Origin of the sequence: Kutzneria sp. NPDC051319 (assembly GCF_040682195.1) — a bacterium.
GTDB lineage: Bacteria > Actinomycetota > Actinomycetes > Mycobacteriales > Pseudonocardiaceae > Kutzneria.
This window is the reverse complement of the sequence record NZ_JBFBAM010000017.1, coordinates 51,224-68,829: the sequence shown is the minus strand read 5'-3', so window position 1 is coordinate 68,829 and position 17,606 is coordinate 51,224. Positions and strand designations below refer to the sequence as shown.

The 17,606-nt window shown below is 69.4% G+C and carries 15 protein-coding genes; 9 read left to right on the top strand and 6 right to left on the bottom strand.

The window, feature by feature from the left end:
- Positions 1–19: 19 nt before the first annotated feature.
- From AB0M73_RS19560 to AB0M73_RS19550, 3 genes are all read right to left on the bottom strand, one after another.
- The gene (locus AB0M73_RS19560; protein WP_363892210.1) at positions 20–385 is read right to left on the bottom strand and encodes a hypothetical protein; all 366 of its coding nucleotides are present in this window, start codon (positions 383–385) and stop codon (positions 20–22) included.
- A 267-nt stretch (positions 386–652) separates the two neighbouring features.
- Positions 653–1,042, bottom strand: coding sequence for a DUF3040 domain-containing protein (locus AB0M73_RS19555; protein ID WP_043723063.1), 390 nt, complete (start codon positions 1,040–1,042; stop codon positions 653–655).
- Positions 1,043–1,252: 210 nt separating this feature from the next.
- Positions 1,253–1,591, bottom strand: a complete 339-nt coding sequence (locus tag AB0M73_RS19550; RefSeq protein WP_363892207.1) for a hypothetical protein — start codon at positions 1,589–1,591, stop codon at positions 1,253–1,255.
- A 230-nt stretch (positions 1,592–1,821) separates the two neighbouring features.
- Here AB0M73_RS19550 and AB0M73_RS19545 point away from each other — a divergent pair, with 230 nt between their 5' ends.
- Positions 1,822–2,781 carry a hypothetical protein gene (locus AB0M73_RS19545; RefSeq protein ID WP_363892205.1) on the top strand — a complete coding sequence of 320 codons (960 nt, stop codon included), beginning with the start codon at positions 1,822–1,824 and terminating at the stop codon, positions 2,779–2,781.
- A gap of 77 nt (positions 2,782–2,858) precedes the next feature.
- Positions 2,859–3,557 (top strand): hypothetical protein, encoded by a 699-nt coding sequence (locus AB0M73_RS19540; protein ID WP_363892203.1) that lies wholly within the window; start codon positions 2,859–2,861, stop codon positions 3,555–3,557.
- Positions 3,558–3,611: 54 nt separating this feature from the next.
- Here AB0M73_RS19540 and AB0M73_RS19535 read toward each other — a convergent pair whose 3' ends face one another.
- Positions 3,612–6,473, bottom strand: coding sequence for a CARDB domain-containing protein (locus AB0M73_RS19535; protein ID WP_363892201.1), 2,862 nt, complete (start codon positions 6,471–6,473; stop codon positions 3,612–3,614).
- A gap of 107 nt (positions 6,474–6,580) precedes the next feature.
- A complete protein-coding gene (locus tag AB0M73_RS19530) occupies positions 6,581–9,553 on the bottom strand; it encodes a hypothetical protein (protein WP_363892199.1) in 2,973 nt (990 codons plus the stop codon).
- 60 nt (positions 9,554–9,613) lie between these two features.
- Here AB0M73_RS19530 and AB0M73_RS19525 point away from each other — a divergent pair, with 60 nt between their 5' ends.
- Both AB0M73_RS19525 and AB0M73_RS19520 read left to right on the top strand, forming a co-directional pair.
- Positions 9,614–10,552 carry a DddA-like double-stranded DNA deaminase toxin gene (locus tag AB0M73_RS19525; protein ID WP_363892197.1) on the top strand — a complete coding sequence of 313 codons (939 nt, stop codon included), beginning with the start codon at positions 9,614–9,616 and terminating at the stop codon, positions 10,550–10,552.
- Between the two features lie 2 nt (positions 10,553–10,554).
- Positions 10,555–11,055, top strand: coding sequence for an Imm1 family immunity protein (locus AB0M73_RS19520; protein WP_363892195.1), 501 nt, complete (start codon positions 10,555–10,557; stop codon positions 11,053–11,055).
- Positions 11,056–11,067: 12 nt separating this feature from the next.
- Here the strand turns inward: AB0M73_RS19520 and AB0M73_RS19515 are convergent, their stop codons facing one another.
- A complete protein-coding gene (locus AB0M73_RS19515) occupies positions 11,068–11,808 on the bottom strand; it encodes a FadR/GntR family transcriptional regulator (RefSeq protein WP_043723054.1) in 741 nt (246 codons plus the stop codon).
- A gap of 77 nt (positions 11,809–11,885) precedes the next feature.
- On the opposite strand from AB0M73_RS19515, the gene AB0M73_RS19510 reads away from it, so the two are divergent.
- The 5 genes from AB0M73_RS19510 to AB0M73_RS19490 all read left to right on the top strand — a co-directional run bounded on the left by AB0M73_RS19510 (position 11,886) and on the right by AB0M73_RS19490 (position 17,576).
- Complete coding sequence (locus AB0M73_RS19510; RefSeq protein ID WP_363892193.1) at positions 11,886–12,989, top strand: enolase C-terminal domain-like protein; 1,104 nt, start codon at positions 11,886–11,888, stop codon at positions 12,987–12,989.
- Between the two features lie 6 nt (positions 12,990–12,995).
- Positions 12,996–14,027: a substrate-binding domain-containing protein gene (locus AB0M73_RS19505; RefSeq protein WP_363892191.1), complete on the top strand. Its 1,032-nt coding sequence runs from the start codon at positions 12,996–12,998 to the stop codon at positions 14,025–14,027.
- Positions 14,024–15,085, top strand: a complete 1,062-nt coding sequence (locus AB0M73_RS19500) for an ABC transporter permease (protein ID WP_363892189.1) — start codon at positions 14,024–14,026, stop codon at positions 15,083–15,085. Before AB0M73_RS19505 ends, AB0M73_RS19500 begins: the two co-directional genes overlap by 4 nt.
- 86 nt (positions 15,086–15,171) lie before the next feature.
- Complete coding sequence (locus AB0M73_RS19495) at positions 15,172–16,074, top strand: ABC transporter permease (protein ID WP_363892187.1); 903 nt, start codon at positions 15,172–15,174, stop codon at positions 16,072–16,074.
- On the top strand, positions 16,071–17,576 hold the full coding sequence (locus AB0M73_RS19490; RefSeq protein ID WP_363892185.1) for a sugar ABC transporter ATP-binding protein: 1,506 nt from the start codon (positions 16,071–16,073) through the stop codon (positions 17,574–17,576). Before AB0M73_RS19495 ends, AB0M73_RS19490 begins: the two co-directional genes overlap by 4 nt.
- Positions 17,577–17,606 lie beyond the last annotated feature (30 nt).

The following is a 17,606-nucleotide window of genomic DNA, read 5'->3' as shown; positions in this document are numbered from 1 at the left end:
GCCGGCCAGCGTAAGGGGCTCAGCCGTGCGCGGAGGCGAAGCCGGTGGCGATCCAGCCCTTAGGGGCTTTGTGCAGCTCGAAGCCGTAGGCCACCGAGCCCGGATCGTTGCCGTGCAGCTTCTTCATGGCGTCCCAGCCGTAGTCGCTCGGCTCGTCCGGGCGGTACGGGGCCTCCCAGTACACCGGCGTCGTCGTCCCGCCGCAGCTGCGGTGGCCCCAGAACTTCACCGATTGGGTGGCGTCGGTGAACACCGTCCTGGCGGTGTCGTCGACCGTCCACCAGTCCCGACAGTCCCGGCTGTTGGCCGCCGCCGTGCCGGTGAACACCACCCCGCCGGCGAGTGTGGCGGCCCCGATCAGCGCGATCCGTCGTGCAGCGGTCATGCGCACCCCCAAGCATCATGATCACCACCGACGCTATCCGCTATGTCCGTTATGTCAACCCCCGTGGCCGCACGTGAGTGGCTTATTTGCCTCCAGGGCGCACCTAAGCCACTCACGTGCCCCTGCCCCCTGGCCCCTGGCGCACATGAGTGGCTTAGGTGGGGCTGGAGCGAAAATGAGCCACTCACGTGCCGGCCACAAACGCCAAGAGCCCCCTCGGGGAGGGGGCTCTTTGAGCGGGGTGGGTGTCGAAGGGATGAGTCGGGGTCACTCCTCTTCGAAGCGCTTACGGAAACGATCTTCCATGCGCTGCGCGAAGCCGGAGCGGTGCGGGGTGCCGCCGGATTGCCCGGAACCCTCGGCGGAGGCGCCGTGGCCCTTGGTCAGCGTTGTCAGGGTCAGCAGAGCACCGACGAACATGACCAGGAAGCCGAGCACGCTGACGATCGGGATGCTGGCGAGCTTGAGCGGCACGATCACACCGAATACGAGCAAAGCCACACCAACAAGGAAGGCGACGATGCCGTACAGCCTGCGCCGTCGGGACGGTCGACGCAGACGGGCACCACGCACAGTGGAGGCGAACTTCGGGTCCTCAGCGTAGAGCGCACGCTCGATCTGGTCGAGCAGTCGCTGCTCGTGCTCGGAGAGTGGCATGACTCCTCCTCCGGCACAGGTGGGGTCGCGGGCGCCAGGACCTCGGTTGCCGCCGAAGCTGGCGGACACCCACTTTGGGGCGTCACCAACCAGGATACGATCCGCGAGGCTTGTCCACTAGCCGGTCGGGCCGCCGGAAGCGGTGGCGTCAGGCACGATCATCCACTAGGGGTAGCGGCCGGTCACCTCCGGCCCGCCTCGGACGGCTGTTCACCGCCACCTCATCCAGCGCGGCGCCGTCAGCAGCACACCCGCTCCCACCAGCGCCAACAGCGTGAGCAGCACGATCACGCCCGGCCCGGGCGGCTCCGAGTCGCCCGCGGGGGCGGGATTGTCGCGGTCGGCGTAGCTGGCGTGAAGACCCGTGCCCCTCGATGGCGATCCGGGCAGCGTGAGCAGGTATCTCTGTGTCACCGAGGACGGGAGCGCCACCACACCCTTCCGCCCTTCGAGGGATTGTTGGTACGACCGGGTGGCGTGAGCGGGCGTCGCCGCGGCGGGCGCGGCGACCAGCGCCGCCGCGACGGCGGCGGCCACGAGTGCGGACACGGTCTCGACCTCCTGGCAGGGGGTAAGGAGTTCGATGGCGCGCCGGTCGCGGGGTGCAGGGCACCGCGACCGACGGCCGGTGATGACTGTCCGTGACCTCACGGTGGCGAACAAGAGTGTCCGGTGACCGGGCGGAGCGTTCCCCGTCGATCAGGGCCTTCCGCCGTGCACCGCGGCCACCTACCGTGAACATTCACACCCCGTTCACACCCTGCGAACGCCCAGGACGGATGAGCACCGAGTCGACAGCACCCTCACCCGAACTCGACGCGACCCTCGTCGAGGCCCTGCGCTACGGCCCGTTCCCCCGGGCGCTGCGCACCGCCATCGCCCACCGGGGCCTGTCGCTGGCCCGGCTCGGCGCGCACCTGGACCGGATGGGCGTGCACGTCGGCCAGTCCACCCTCAGCTACTGGCAGCGCGGCCTGCGCCATCCCGAGGTGCCGCGGGCGTTGTCCGCCTTACGGGCGCTGGAGCGGGTCCTGGTGTTACCGCCGGACTCCCTGGTGGTGCTCGTCGGCCCCCGCACCCGGCCGGCCCCCGACCGCCAGGTCGTCGGCTCGTTCGTCGAGTTCGGCGCGATGTGGTCCGGCTCCGCCGCGCTGCTGAGCGAGCTGGACGTGCCGGACGAGGCGACCCAGTGCAACGGGGAGCTGAGCATGCTCTCGGTGCACGACATGATCACCATCGACCAGCACCGGTCGCAGCGTTCGTCGACGACGCGCATGGTCGTGCAGGCCAACACCGCCGGCCCCGACCGCTACATCGCCATGTACCACGCGGACGACGCCAGTTCGGTGGAGTCGTGCGTGGTGCGGACGGCCGAAGGTTGCCGCACCGGCCGGATCCGGCGGCACGTGGAGTCGGCCACGATGGTCGCCGAGCTGTTGTTCGACCGGCGGCTCACCGAGGGCGAGCGGCACGTCTTCTGCTTCAGCCTGCACGACGAGCCCGCCCGTCCCACGCCCGGCACCAACCGCACGTTCCGGGAGCCGTCCGGGGAGTACCTGCTGCAGATCGCCTTCCACCGCAAGGCGATGCCCGCCCGGTGCACCAGCTACTTCCGGCTGCGCGACGACACCGAGCCCACCCAGTCCGAGGACCTCGTGTGCGGCATCGGCGGCGTCGCCAGCGCCTACTTCTCCCGGGTCGGGCGGGGACTGGCCGGCATCGCCGTCGACTGGGACTAGGGACCTTCGACCCTGGACGATGATCAACCGGCCGATAGGTTCCGGGCATTGTCGTTGAACGTCAAGGACCTTTACTTATGCGGACGAGAATTGTCGTCGCGGCGGCGGCCGTCGCCGCCCTGCTCGTGATCGGCGGCGCCGTGTACCTGTTCTCGCCGCCCCGGCAGATCGCGGGCACGTCAGTCCCCGTGGCCGGGCCGCCGATCATCGGCGGCGCAACCTATGTCACCCCGTCGAGCAGCGCCCCACCCAGCACGACCACCACCGCCCCCGGCACCACGTCGTCGTCCTCGGCGTCGAAGCCCAACTCCACCGCCACCATCGCGCCGCCACCCCCGGCCGCTCCCCCGCCCGCCGCCCCGCCGCGGAACGCCAGCCCCAACGCCTCCGGGCCGATCACCTTCTACGGCGCGGCCGACAACGATCCCCCCGGCAGCCGCGAGATCGCCTTCCCGAACGTCATGCACGGCCAGGCCGGCGGCACCGGCACCTTCGACGACCCCCTCACCTTCGCCGCCCAGCAGGGCCGCTTCTCTCCCGGCACCAAGATCTACGTGCCCGACGTGCGGCGGTACTTCATCCTCGAAGACATCTGCGCCAGCTGCTCGGGCCCCCACATCGACCTGTGGGCGGGCTCGGCCAACGACCGCGGCATCGTCCGCTGCGAGGACTCCCTGACCCGCGAGGGCTCCCGCCCGTATCAGCTCAACCCACCGGCGGGCTTGGCCGTGTCGCCGGGAGACCTGTACCAGAACGGTCACTGCTTCCGGGGCTGACAAAGGACAACGCCGCGCCGGGACGAGCCCGGCGCGGCGTTGTGTTCGGTCGGGCTACCTGCCGATGTTGATCGTGAACGTGCTCGTGGTGTTCCTGACGTCCTGCGCGTTGTCGCACAGCTTCAGGTCGTGGAACGTCACCGAGCCGACGGCCGGGCCCTGGCCGGGCTCGGGGAACTCGTTGGCCCACAGGCCGAAGCCGGACTTGGCGTCGAAGGCGTCACCGCTGCGGTGGGCGCCGGAGACGGTGACACGGTCGAAGACGGTGTCGGTGACGGGATAGGCGGGTTGGCCGCCGATGTAGTCGGTCTGGAACATGATGCCGCTGTAGGTGGGGTCGACGATGTCCACATCGGACACCCGGATGGCCCGGAAGGCGTTGGTGGCGGAGAAGACCCAGATCGCCGGGAAGGTCTGCCCGCCCCAGAAGTGGCCGCCGGAGCGCACGACGGAGAAGTTGTTCAGCGCGGTGGGGTCGGGGCCGAAGTCCCGCATGGTGACGCCGAAGTTCAGCGAGCTGATGGTGACGCCGCTGCCGGCGAGGGTGTCGGCGACGAGCACGTCCCGGAAGGTGTCGGCCTGACCGCCGTAGACGGCGATGCCGGCGGCCCGCCACGGGGTGAGCGCGGTGAGGTGCTCGAAGAGATTGTCGCGCTGGTCGCCGTTGTGCAGGTCGGTGGCGGCCCACAGCGCGAAGCTGTCGTCACCGGTGCTGCGCGCCTCGTTGTTGACGACGTGGTTGCCGGTGCTGCCGTTGGTCAGGTTGATGCCGTCGGCCATCAGGTCCCGGGCCCGCGAGTCGGACACGGTGAGGTTGTGCACGTTGGTGCCCCACACCATGACCACGCTGTGCTCGACCAACACGTCGTCGATGCTCAGGTCGGACACTCCTGCCAGGTCGAAGACCCGCCCCTGGCCGTCCAGACGCGTGTCGTAGTCGCCGAAGTAGGACAGGCCGGTGAAGCTGGAACCGTTGGCGGAGCTGTCGATCCGGAAGCCGACGTCGACGTTGGTCCGGTCCTGCGGGGCGAGGAACCGGGTGAACCACGGGCCGGCGCCGACAATGCGAACGGCGGTGCCGGTGACGGTGAACTTGTCGGTGGTCTGGTAGTCGCCGGCCGGCAGGTACACGCCGGTGTACGTGCCGGTGATGTCGGTGCGGACCTTGTCCAGCGCGGCCTGCACGTCCTGCTGGCCGAAGCCGGCGGGCGTGACGAGGTGCGCGGGATCGGGGTTGGCCAGCGGCGAAACCTGTTCCAGGCTCACGAAGTCGACGGCGAAGGTCCCGGTGTTGGCGGCGTCCTTCTGGAGGCGGATCTTGCTGCCGGCCGGCACGGTGGCGCCCAGCAACAGATTGGCCTCGTCGTAGATGTGCCGCGCCGGACCGGCGGCCGGATCGTTGCTCGGCGACGCCTCGGGGCCGTAGAGCCAGGCGTACTTGGGATTCAAGGTGATCGGCTTGAGGAAGCGGCCGTTCACGTAGACGTCCAGAGTGGACGGAGCGCCGTCGGGCACGGAGAACCGGGTGACCAGCGTGTTGGTCGGCTCCTTGGTGGTGAACTCCACCGAGGCGCCGGTCTGGTTCAGGGTCACGGCCTGCCGGCCGGACGCCTCGCCGGCGAGGTCGCCGATCGTCTGATTAGGACCGACAACCGCGGCACCGCCGCGCAGGACGCCGCTTTCGGCCTCGTAGGTGTGGTACGGCATCGCGGCGCCACGGCCGACGTACAGGTCCTGGCTGGAGACGTTGTTGGCCCGCTTGATGGCGACTTCGTTGCCGTCGTTGGAAAGTTCCGTCTTCACGGTGTAGCGGCCGTCGGCGGCGGCCCGCCACTGGCCGAGACGCACGGTCGTCGAGGCGCCGGGGGCCAGCACACCGATCTGCACGCCGATCAGGACGGTCTGGAACCGGCCGGTGTAGGTGTCGGTGATCGTGGCCTTGACGCTGTGGCCGGCCGAGGAGGCTTTGGTGCCCTGGTTCTTCAGCGTGGCAACGAAGTTGACGAGATCGCCGGCGGCTGGCGTCGAGGGCGTGGGGGTGACCGTGGCGACCAGGTCCGAGCTGGCCACCGGGGTGACGACCAGCGTCGGCGGGTCGGCGAAGGCGTTGTTGGTCTCGTCCTTCTCGATGATCCGGTTGGCCTCGTCGACCTTCGCGGTCAGCTGGTACGAGCCAGCGTCGTGGCGGCCGATGTTCGCGGCGACGGTGGCCGACGCGCCGAGGGCCAGCGGCCCGACCTGGGTGGTGCCGACCTTGGTCGTGCCCAGGTAGAAGGTGACGTTGGTGGTGGCGCTGGTGGCCAGCTGTCCGACGTTCCGGACGGTGGCGCTGGCCGTGACGGCGTCGGTTTCGCTTGGTGTGCCTGGCGTCCACGCCGCGCCGGTGACGGTCAGGTCGGGATTGGGCGAGGGCGTGCCGAAGACGCCGAACTCGCTGATCTGGCCGCCGCCGGAGCCGGTGTTGGAGGTGATCTTCAGCTGCACGTCGGCGACGCGGGCGGTGACCGGGATCGTCACGATGTTGCCGGTGGCCGGGTCGAAGACATACGGGGTGGCCGCAGCGAGGCTGGTGAAGCCGGCGGCGTCCTGGTCGCGGCCGAGGACCTCGATGGTCTGGGTGCGGGCGCCCCAGTCGGTGGAGGGGTTGAGCCGCAACACCATCGACGTGACGTCAGCGTTGGAGCCCAGCGACACGGTGAGGGTGTTGGGGAAGCTGTTGCCGGCCGCCTCCCAGTACGTCGTGGGGTCGCCGTCGTCGGCGTTGCCGGCGGCGAAGTTGCCGATCACCGAGGAGGCGGTGATCGGCTTGCCGAGGGCCAAGTTGGTGGCGTCCGCCGCAGACGCGACCGCGGCCGGACCGCTCGTGAGGAGCAGTCCGGCCGCGGCCAGCGCGGGCAGAACTCTGCTGAGGAGCATCAGGGGCTACCAATCTGCCGTATTTGCGGCTCATTGGCGGCAATTCTGCGTCATCATGTCAATAATTTGCAGCCCCGTGACCCCGATTGCCGGCAGGGTGTGCCCGTTCAGCCCCTCGCCAGGGCGAACACATGCAGGCAGGGTGTGCCGGCGGTAGCCGACCCGCTCACCGCCGGTAGCCGCACGGTCCTGGCCGCCTTGCCGGCCTGGAGCGGCACGCCGACGTAGAACACGTCGGACGTGTGCTGATAGGTCGTGTTGCCCGGCCGGTTCTGGTACGACGCCTCGATCGCCACGTCACCGCCGCCGCCCCACCAGTCGGAGCTGGACAGGGTGAAGTCCTGAGTGCTGCCGTCGGTGTAGGTGATAGTGCCGATGCCGCCGGCCGTGCCGTACGTGGCGGTCACCAGGAATCCCAAGGTGTTGCCGGATCCTGTCAGGGCGATCGTCTGTCCATTGGAGACAGTGTTGTCCGCCGACCCGGTGCCGGCCTGCGACGGCCAGGTGAAGGTCAGGCCGCCGTGGCTGATGGTGCCGCCGGCCCGAGCGCCGGCGTTGGCCAGCGCCGTCGCGGACATGCTGGCCCCACCGCCGTCCAGGTTGCCGGGGTTGGTGTTGTTGTCGGCGGTGACGCCGATGTTGTTGTAGGTGGCCGAAAGCGAGTTGGCGACGGTGGCCTTGTCCAGGCCGATCTGCACCGGCCCGAAGTGCTTGGCCGAGTTGGCCGCCGTGCCCGTGACCGACACGAACGGCAGATTCGTGAACGGATCCGCGGCCTTCTCGATCAGGTACCTGTGGCCCGTTGTCGTGTTGACCGTGAACTGGTTGTTGGTCGTGGTGCTCACGGTCGCCCCGGTGTTCGCGTCGACCACCTGCACCAACTGCCCCGGCCACGGGCTGCGGACGGCCATCGCGGCGTTGTCGCCGGCCTCCAGCACCACCGTCACCGGCACACCGCTACGCACCTGAACGTCGACCTTGCTGTTGTGCTGCACCGAAACCGTGCCGTCGCCGTCCCAGTCCGACGGCCAGGCCGGCGCGATCCGCAGCACGCCGTCGTAGTCCTGGGCCAGGGCCTCGTTCATGCTCGCCGCGACGATGCCGGTCTCCTCGTTGTACGGCTCGTCGCCGACCGTGCCGAACAGGCTGGCCATGCCCGAGACGTACAGCTGGTACTTCTTGACGTTGTTGACCAGGTTGGCCTTGACCTCGCCGGCCAGGCCCAGCCGGGCCGCGTACAGGGCGTCGTAGTCCCAGTCCGCGTTGTTCTGGAACAGCCGGGCGTTGTAGGAACGCTTGGCCAGCGCGGTGAGCGGGCCGTCGTCACCGATCAGGCCGTACGAGAAGGTCGCCTCCAGGTCGAGGTTCTCCCCGTTGTGCAGCTCCGCCGCCGGCTGCGTGGAGAAGGCGATCACGTCCTGGCCGCCCGCGTCGGCGTCGGCCGTGAGGACCTGCTTGTGCGTGGCCGCGTCGGTCCGCGGCAGCGGCGGGATCTTCTTCTGCGCCGCCTGCACCTGCGTCACGAAGGCCTGGTCGGTGTTCAGCGTCTGCGCCGCCGAGACCACCACCGGGAACAACGCCTGCATGGCCAGGATGTCCGTGACCGGATCCGTGACGTTCCACTGCGTCTCATGGGCGTTGGCGGTGGTGTGCAACAGGCCGTCGGAGCCTTGCTTCGCGTAGGACAGCAGGAACTGCGCCGCTGCCTTCATCAGCGGATAGCCGTTCTGCAGGAAGGACTGGCTGTGGTTCTGTTGATACGTCTGCCAGATCCACAGGCTCACCTCCGCGCCCGTGGACAGGTCCAACGAGTTGTAGGTGGGCGCGATCGTCGAGTCACAGGAGGCGTTGTTGGCCGCGCTGCCGCCGCCGTAGTAGCCGTTTCCGTTGAACCGCATGGTTTCCGGCACGCAGGCGCCGGTCGTGCCCGGCACGTGCTGTTGCGTCCAGGCCTGAATGTTGGCCAGGTTGGAGGTGTACAGGTTGAAGAAGCCGGTGTTCAGCGTCGGCACGCCCGAGCTGAGGTTGGCGGCCAGCTGCATGCGCAGGTTCCAGAACCAGTAATCCGCCGGCACCCAGTCCTGCGTGTCCTGGGAGAACGCGAAGAGGTCAGCCACACCGGCCTGTGTCCCCGGGTATTGGCCGCGGTTGAGGCTGGCCTCCTGGTAGAGGTAGATCGTCCGCAGGTTCTCCAGGTACTGCCCGGATCCGTCGGCGGAGTTGACCTCCATCAGGTCGGCGGTCGACCAGAAGCCGTGCCACCAGCTCAGGTGTCCGGCGTCCACTGTGGACGCCGTCGCGTCGTTGCCGAACAGCTGCGTGGCGGTGGTCTGGGCGTTGCCGCCGGTCCAGCGCGGCGCCCCGACGACCACCCGGAAGCTGCCGTCCGTGTTGGGGTTGAAGGAGGTTCGCACCGTCTGGCCGTTGACCACGGAGGTGTTCACATTGCGGCCGCCGGCCGTGACGGCGAGCAGGCTGCCGAACGTCTGGCCGGAGCCGCCGGTCGGGTTGTCCACCCACGTCTCGGCCAGCGTGCCCACCGCGCCGGCCGCCTGGGCCTGCGGCGACCGCCCCGACCACAGGTTTCCCTGCACGGTCTGCGCGCTGTTGGGGTCCGCGCCTTTGACATCGACCACCAGCTCGTCCTTGTCGGCCCGGACGAAGATCCGGGCCGTCAGGCCGCCTCCGGTCTCCGTGAGCACCCCGTCGTACAGGTCGAGGCGAGCGGCGAAGTCCGCCGCCGCGGTCAGCTTGCCCAGGCCCGGAATCGTGACCTGGCCCGGCGATTTGCGGTCCGGGAACGTGTCGTCCCGGTTGAGCTGCGCCGTGAACCCGCCGGCCGCCCACACCGCCGCGCCCAGCGTGCCGTTCCCCAGGGGCAGGGACTGGGTCGCGGCTCCGTTCGGCGCTCCGAGCACGATGTTCGAGCGGCTCACCACGGCGTGGCGATCGATCTGGAAGGCCCCGTTCTGCCACGCCGTGGTCAACGTCGCGGCCTGGGCCTGGGTCGGGATTGTCAGTCCGGCTACGGTCAGGGTGGTCGCCACGAGGACGACTCGTAAGCGGCTGCTGGTGGCCACCATGTCTCCTTTGACAGGTGAGGACAGCAATCATCGGACGTATGATGTAACCCGCAAGTAGTGGACAACACCTCGCAAGACCCTGTCAACGCCCTGGACCGCCCCGGATCGTCGCCGACCCTGCTTACGATGCAGCGGCACCGGCAAATGGGGGCAGCTGTGGCGAACCTCGGGGACGTCCTGACCGCGCTGGGCCAGGTCGCCGTGACAGTCGAGCGCGCCGGCGCCCACGTCAACCAGGCCACCATGGCCCTCAGCTCGGCCGGCACCACACTCACCGAAGCCCTGGGCGGCAGCAGCGCCCCGGAGGCCGGTCAGGCAACGGAGCACATGGCCATTGCCATCAACACGACCACCGAGGTGGAGGAGCTGTTGCGCGCGATCTCGACCGCCGTGGGCACCATGGTGGAGCGGATCGTCGCCCCGAGCGGCCCGATCCCCTCCGGTGCGCGAGCAGCGCGGGCCCCAGTTGCCGGGCGCACGCATCCGACACACACGCCCGTGCCGCCGCCGAGCGAACGTGACCACGAGTGGGCTGCCCGGATCGGCGACCAGCTCACGGTGTGGAAGGAAGGCCGGTCCACCGAAGCGCTGGTGTTCGACACGGCCGGGCAGGACTGGCAGGTCAACAGCGGTGTGGACGCCGAGTTGACGGCAGCCGCGGAGGAGGCGATCGAGACCATGATCGCCAATGGCGAGGTGGGGGCATCGACCAACGTGGCCACCAACAGCGGTGAGCGAACGGCGATACGGTACGCGGCCAGCCACGCCGAGACGAAGGCGGCGGTGTGGGCGGCGGCCAACGGCAAGCGGTTCGTGGACGTGGTGCTCAACAGGGACTACGTGTGCGGGGACACGTACAAGCCGGGTGACCGGCGGAATCCACCCGGATGCGCACAAGCGGTCGCGGCTATCCTGCCTGTCGGGTCTCGGATGCGGGTGTGGCGTCGCGGCGTGGCGGCCCCTCTCGTGATCACGGGCCGAGACAGGAAGGGCTGACCATGGTGGACATCGAGGTGTTGCGGCGGGTCGGCCGACGGTATTACCGCCCGGGCGACCGCGTACTCCGCCAGCCCGGCCCGGCCGAGGTCGCGGATCTGCTGGACGAGCTGTGCCGGCCGGACGAGGATCCGGAGTGGTGGAACCACGGCGTTGTCGGACGATCCGACGCCGACGACGGGGTGGAGTTCATGGTGGCCCCCCTGACCGGCTACGTGGCGTTGTCGTGGACCGGAACGGCCGAGCGCAGCCTGAACCCGGAGCCGTTCGCCGACGCGCCTCTGCTGCCGGACAACAACGACAACGACCCGCCGTTGTACTGGCCGCGGTCGTCCTACCTGCCACCGGCCGAAGCCAAGAAGGCGCTCGCAGAACACATTGTGACGGGTGCTCAGCCCACGTGTGTGACCTGGCAGCCGTGGGGCTTCGAAGTCCGGCAGCTGCCGGACTGGCTCAAGCCGGAGATGCCGGAGTACAGCGGCTTTCACCTGATCACCGACTGACATCGACTCCGCTCAGCGGCGGCGGGGGCGGCGCTTCTGCCAGGAACGGCCGATGTGGTCGTCCATCTCGGCGGCGGCGCCTTCGACGTCCTTGGCGATGAGGCGCTCGTAGATGGCGCGGTGCTCGCGGTTGGATTGCTCCAAGTCGGCCAGAGTGGGGTCGCCGATGTAGCGCAGGCTGCGGAAGGCCTCGGCGTTGACGGTGCGGATCACGGCGCGGGCCAGGCGGTTGCCGGAGGCGGCCATGATCTCGTCGTGGAACTCCAGGTCGGCGCGGTAGAAGCGGGAGGCGTCGGCGACCTCGTCGGTGACATGCCGCAGGGCGGTGCCGATGCGGCGCAGGTGCTCGGCGTCGGCGCGGGCGGCGGCCTGGCCGGCCATCTGTGACTCCAGGGCCCGGCGCACGTCGACCAGGTCCTCCAGGATCGACAGCTCGGCGTCGTGACGGATGCTGGCGGCCAGCACCACGGGGTCGAGCAGGTCCCAGTCCTCGGTCTCGCGGACGGTGGTGCCCTGCCCCTGCTGCACCTTGACCAGCCGCATGCCCTCCAGCGACTTCACGGCCTCGCGGATCACGGTGCGGCTGACCGAGAACATCTCGCACAGGACGGGCTCGATGGGCAGTGCGCTGCCGGGCGAGATCTCGCCGCCGACGATGCGGTCGACCAGGTCCTCGACCACGGCGGTGGCCAGCCGGCGGGGCCGGCGCGGCCAGCCGGGCAGCGGCTGCGCGGTCTGCTCGTCGAGGCTCACGGCGGTCCGTTCCGTCGGGGAGAAGTCGCCGCGATCATACCCTTGACGGCATTCGTATTACGAATTATGTTGCCGCCGTGCGCATCACCGACGTGGCCGCGTTCCGCATCCCGCTCCCCGGCGCGAAGCCGGCCTTCGTGTGGCGGCGGGGTCTGCTGGGCTCCAGCCCGGACGGCGAGGCGGCGGTGCTGCGCATCGGCACCGACGAAGGTGTGACCGGGGTAGCCATCGCGACCCGGCCGGGCCTGGCAGCAGCGGTGCCGGACATCGTCGAGCGGGTGCTGCGCGAGGCCCTGACCGGCCAGGATCCTTTGCAGCGCGAGTTCCTGTGGCACCGGATGTGGGAGCTGGACCGGACCGAGGAGTTCCCGCTGCCGGTGCTCGGCCTGGTCGACATCGCCCTGTGGGATCTGGCCGGCCGGCTGAGCGGCCAACCGGCGTGGCAGGTCCTCGGAGGTTTCCGGACCACGATCCCGGCCTACGCCTCGACCGTCACCTTCCGGGACGTCGACGAGTACCTCGACGTCGCCACGCAGTGCCTCGACCTGGGCTACCAGGCCATCAAGCTGCACGCGTGGGGCGACGCCCGGGCCGACGCCGACCTGGGGCACAAGCTGCGCGCGCACGTCGGCGACGCCGTGCCGCTGATGTACGACGGCTCGGCCGGTTTCGACCGGCCGGACGCGACCTACCTGGGGCATGCCCTGCACGACGCCGGTTTCCTCTGGTACGAGGAGCCGATGCGCGAGTTCAGCGTCACCGCGTACGGGCAGCTGGCCCGGGCGGTGCGGATTCCGTTGCTGGTGGCGGAAACCTCGGACGGCGCGCACATGAACACCGCCGACTTCATCGCCGCCGGCGCCGCCACCTTCGGGGTGCGGGCCAGCGCGACGATGCGGGCCGGCATCACCGGGGCGATGCGGACCGCGCACCTGGCCGACGCCTATCGGCTGCGTGCGGAGGTGCTCGGCGACGAGATCCCGAGCCGGCACCTGGCGATGGCCATCTCCAACACCACCTTCTACGAGTCGCTGGTCACCGCGAATCCGGTGCGCCCCAAGGCGGAGATCGACGCCGAGGGGTTCGTGCACGCCCCGACCGGGCCGGGCATCGCGCTGCCGGCCGGCCTGGACTACCCGGCCGAGCTGGAGCCGTACGTCGAGGTGCCTACAGAGAGGTGAGACACCATGCGCACCCCACCACTGACCGTTGCGGTGCTGGCGATCGCGCTGTGCGTGGTCGGTTGCACCCGCAACACCGTCCACAGTGACCAGTCGAAGCTCGCCCCCGGGCAGGTGAAGGTCGCGCTCGTGCCGGGCGGGCCGCACCCGTACTTCCAGCCGTGGAAGAACGCCATGCAACAGGCCAAAACCGACTTCAAGCTCGGCGACGTGACGTTCAACGAGACCTCGGCGTGGAACCAGACCACGCAGAACTCGGTGCTGAAGTCGTTGGCGGCGCAGGGTTTCAATGCCTTCGGCGTGTTCGGGGTGTCACCGGACACGATCAACTCCACCTTCGGCGACCTACGCAAACAGGGATTCCACCTGGCGTCGCTGGGTTCCTGCCCGGCCGGCGACACCGACAACGCCGATTTCTGCCTGGCCACCGACGTGCGGCAGGCGGCCTACAAGGCGGCCAAGTCGGCGATCGAGGCCATGGGCGGCGCCGGGAACCTGGTGCACCTGACCGGGAACAAGACGGACTCCAACACCACCCGCCGGATCCAGGGCGTGCAGCAGGCCATCGACGAGACCGGCGGCAAGGTCAAGCTCATCCAGACCGTCACCGACATCGACACCGACCTCCAGACCGCGCAGAAGGCCGTGGCCGACCTGATCGCGGCCAAGGGCTCGCAGATCAACGGCATCGTCACCACCGCGTACAACCCGGCCGTGGCCTCGGCGGCGGCGGTGAAGGCGGCCGGGCTGCCGGTCAAGGTCGTGGCCATCGACGACGACCCCACCATTCTCGATGACATCAAGGACGGCTCGGTGGCGGCGTCCGTGGTGCAGAACCCGGTGGGCCAGGCCTACATCGGCTCGTACGCACTGTCCAAACTGGCCGGTGGCTGCACGATGAAGACGTCCGGCCAGGTGATCGACTCCGGCTCGTTCGTCGTCACCGAGGACAACGTCGACACCTACGACACGCAGCGTCAGCAGCAGACTTCGCAGCTGCGCAAGGACTTCGACGACAAGTACCTGATCTGCTCATGAGGATTCCGTTCTGGGCCAACCCGCGGCTCGGCCTGCTGGTCGTCATCGTCGTGCTGGTCGCCGTGTTCACCGCACTGCGGCCGGCCTTCCTCGACGTGGGCCTGACCATCGTGCCCATGCAGTCCGACCTCACGGTCTTTGTCGTGGTCGGCCTCGCCCAGCTGGCCGTGCTCTCGTTGGGGCACATGAATCTCGCCGTCGGACGCATGGCCGCCGTCTCCGCCTTCGCCTCCGGCTGGGCCTACGACAAGCTCGACGTGCCCCTGCCTGTCGGGCTCCTCATCGGCCTCGCCGTCGGCGCGCTGGTCGGCGCCGCCGCCGGCTGGACCATCGCGGCCACCGGCGTGAACTCGTTCGTGGTCACCCTGGCCCTCGACTTCGCCCTGATCGGCCTGGTCTCGTTGCTGTACAGCACGTTCAGCGACGGCGTCGCCTTCCACGTCGCCCCCGCCGGGCTCGACATCCTGCGCGGCGACACCTTCGCCGATTACTGCATGGGCGACCTCTGCGGGCCGCCCATTCCGCTGGTGGTGCCCATCGCCCTCGTGGCAGCCTTGGCCGTCGGCGTGTTCTTCCGTAACTCAAGGCTGGGCCGGGAGATCCTGATGACCGGCTCCAACCTTCAGGCCGCCCGGCTCTCCGGCATCCCCACCCGCCGGCGCATCATCCAGGCCCACACGCTCTCGGGTCTGTTGGCCGCCCTGGCCGGGTTCCTGCTGGCCGTCAACAACGGGGCGTTCTCCGCCGACATCGGAGGCTCGTTCCTCCTGCCCTCCTTCCTCGGGCCCGTGCTCGGCGGCACCTTGTTGGCCGGCGGCGCGGTGAGCGTGTTGGGCACAGTGTTCGGGGCCGCGCTGACCGAGGTGATCCAGACCGGCTTGAACCTGCTCCAGTTCGAGGTGGAGAAGTTCAAGATATACATCGGGATCGTGTTGCTGGTGGCGCTGTCGCTGGACCGGCTCCGGCACCTGTTGGCGGAAAGAAGGAGTGGCGGCGCCGCGGCACCGCGCCCGGCGGCCGATCCCGTGCCGGCGGAGCATTCGGGCGGTGCGGCATGACTTCCACGCGACCGACCGTCGAATCCGGGCCGGCCGATCGAGCTCGCCCACCATTTTCCCTTCGCAGCACCGAGTTCACTCTCGCTGTGCTCGCCGTGGTGGCCTACATCGTGCTGGCGCTGACCACCCACGGCAGCGTGCTGCATGCCGACACGCTCACCGCGATCTTCCAGTTCCTCGCCGTTCCCATGGTGATCGGGCTGGCGCAGATGGTGGTGCTGGGTGTGGGGCAGATGAACCTGAGCGTGGGCGTGGTCACGGGGTTCTGCGCGATGGTGACGGCCTGGCTGATGGTGGACGTGGGCCTGCCGGCGTGGCTGGCGCTGGTGGCGGGCCTGGCAACGGGGGCCGTGATCGGGCTGGTGAACGGGCTGATCGTGGTACTGACCAGGATCAACGGGTTCATCGTCACGCTGGCGACGATGACGGTCATCGACGGCCTGCGGTACGGCGTGCACGGCACGGCGACGTACCAGGGCTACTCGCCAGGGCTGACCAAGCTGGGCCAGGGCACGATCCTGGGCGTGCCGACGGTGTTCCTGGTGGCGGTGCTGGTGGCCATCGCGGTGGCGGTGTTCTTCCGGCGCATGGCGGCGGGGCGGCGACTGCTGGCCAGCGGCGGAAACCCGCTGGCGGCAAGGCTTTCCGGGGTGTCGAACGACCGGTCGCTGGTGCTGGCCCACCTGCTGTCGGGGCTGCTGGCCGGCGTGGCGGGGGTGATCGTGGTGGCGCTGAGCGGCTCGGTGAACGCGACGATCGGCGACGACCTGCTGCTGCCGAGCTTCGCGGCGCCGATCATCGGCGGGGTGGCGCTGGCCGGCGGCGTGGTGAGCGTGGTCGGCACCTGCCTGGCGGCGCTGATCGTGCGGCTGGTCGACGTGGCGCAGGCGCAGTACTCGATCAACCCGGACTGGGTGGACCTGATCGTCGGCGCCGTGGTGCTGGGCGCGGTGCTGATCACGCAGCTGCGGGGAAGGGCGGCGAAATGACCGTCACGGCGGAGAAACTCGTCAAGGTGTTCCCGGGCGTGCGAGCGCTGGACGAGGCGACGCTGCGGCTGGAGCCGGGCAGCGTGCATGCGCTGTTGGGCGAGAACGGGGCCGGCAAGAGCACCCTGATCAAGATCGTGACGGGCGTGCTGCGCCCGGACGGCGGCCGCATCGTGCTGGCCGACGGCAGCGATGCGCACTTCGGGGGCCCGCACGACGCCCAACGGGCCGGAATCGGTGTGGTGCACCAGGAACGGAACCTGATCCCGGCGTTCTCGGTGGCGGAGAACATCGCGCTGTCAGCCGTGCCGCAGCGATTTGGCTTCGTGGAGCGGAAAACCACGCGGGCAATCGCCAAGCGCTGCCTCGATCAGCTCCAGGTCGAGCTGGACGTGGACCGGCCGGTCTCCTCGCTGTCGGTGGCGCAGATGCAGTTGGTGGAGATCGCCAAGGCGCTTGCGGTGGACTCCCATGTGTTGCTGCTCGACGAACCGACGGCGTCACTGACGTCCGACGAAGCCCAGCGCCTGTTCACGGTGATGCGCGCGTTGCGGGATCGGGGCCACGCCATCGTGCTGGTCAGCCACAAGCTCGACGAGGTCTTCGCCATTGCCGACACAGTCACGGTGCTGCGCGACGGCCGCAGCGTCGCCGAGGCGCAGCCGCTGACCGACTTCGGCCACGACGAGATCGTCGACCTCATGGTCGGCCGCGCCCACGCGGTACTGGAGCTGGCCCGCATGCCGGTCGACCGTAATGCCGTGCCAGCGCTGGAACTCGACAACGTCAGCACCGCCGACGGCCACCGGGACGTGTCGCTCACGGTGCGTCCCGGCGAGATCGTCGGTCTGTACGGCCTGGTCGGCGCCGGCCGCAGCGAGCTGGCGCGCGCGGTCCTCGGCCTCGACGCGATCACCGCCGGAGCCGTGAGGATTCGCGGCGAACGGGCGCGGATCCGGGGCGTCGGCGAGGCCCTTCGCCGCTACCGCATGGGATACGTCACCGAGAACCGCAAGGAGGAAGGCGTTTTCCTGGAGCAGCCGGTCAGCCGCAACATCGCCGTCACGGTGTGGCGGCGCCTGGCCCGCTTCGGCCTCGTCCGCTCCCGCGACGAGAACGCCCTGGTCTCGACCTACCAGGAGCGCCTCGGCATGCGCCTGTCCGGCCCCGCGCAGCTGGCCGGGCAGCTCTCCGGCGGCAACCAGCAGAAGGTCAGCCTGGCCAAGTGGCTGGCCGCCGACTGCGACATCCTGGTCATCGACGAGCCCACCGTCGGCATCGACGTGCGCACCAAGGCCGCCTTCCACGAGCTGATCGTCGGCCTCGCCGCCGACGGCCTGGCCATCCTGCTCATCTCCTCCGACCTGCCCGAAATGGTCACGCTGGCCGACCGTGTGCTGGTCATGCGCGACCACCAGCTGGTCGGCGAGATCGACAACGCCCACGACTACGAGCACACGTCACAAGCGGTGGGCCGACTGCTGCACATGACCGGACGCTGAAGTCGAGCAAGGCTGGTCACGGTGGCGGCC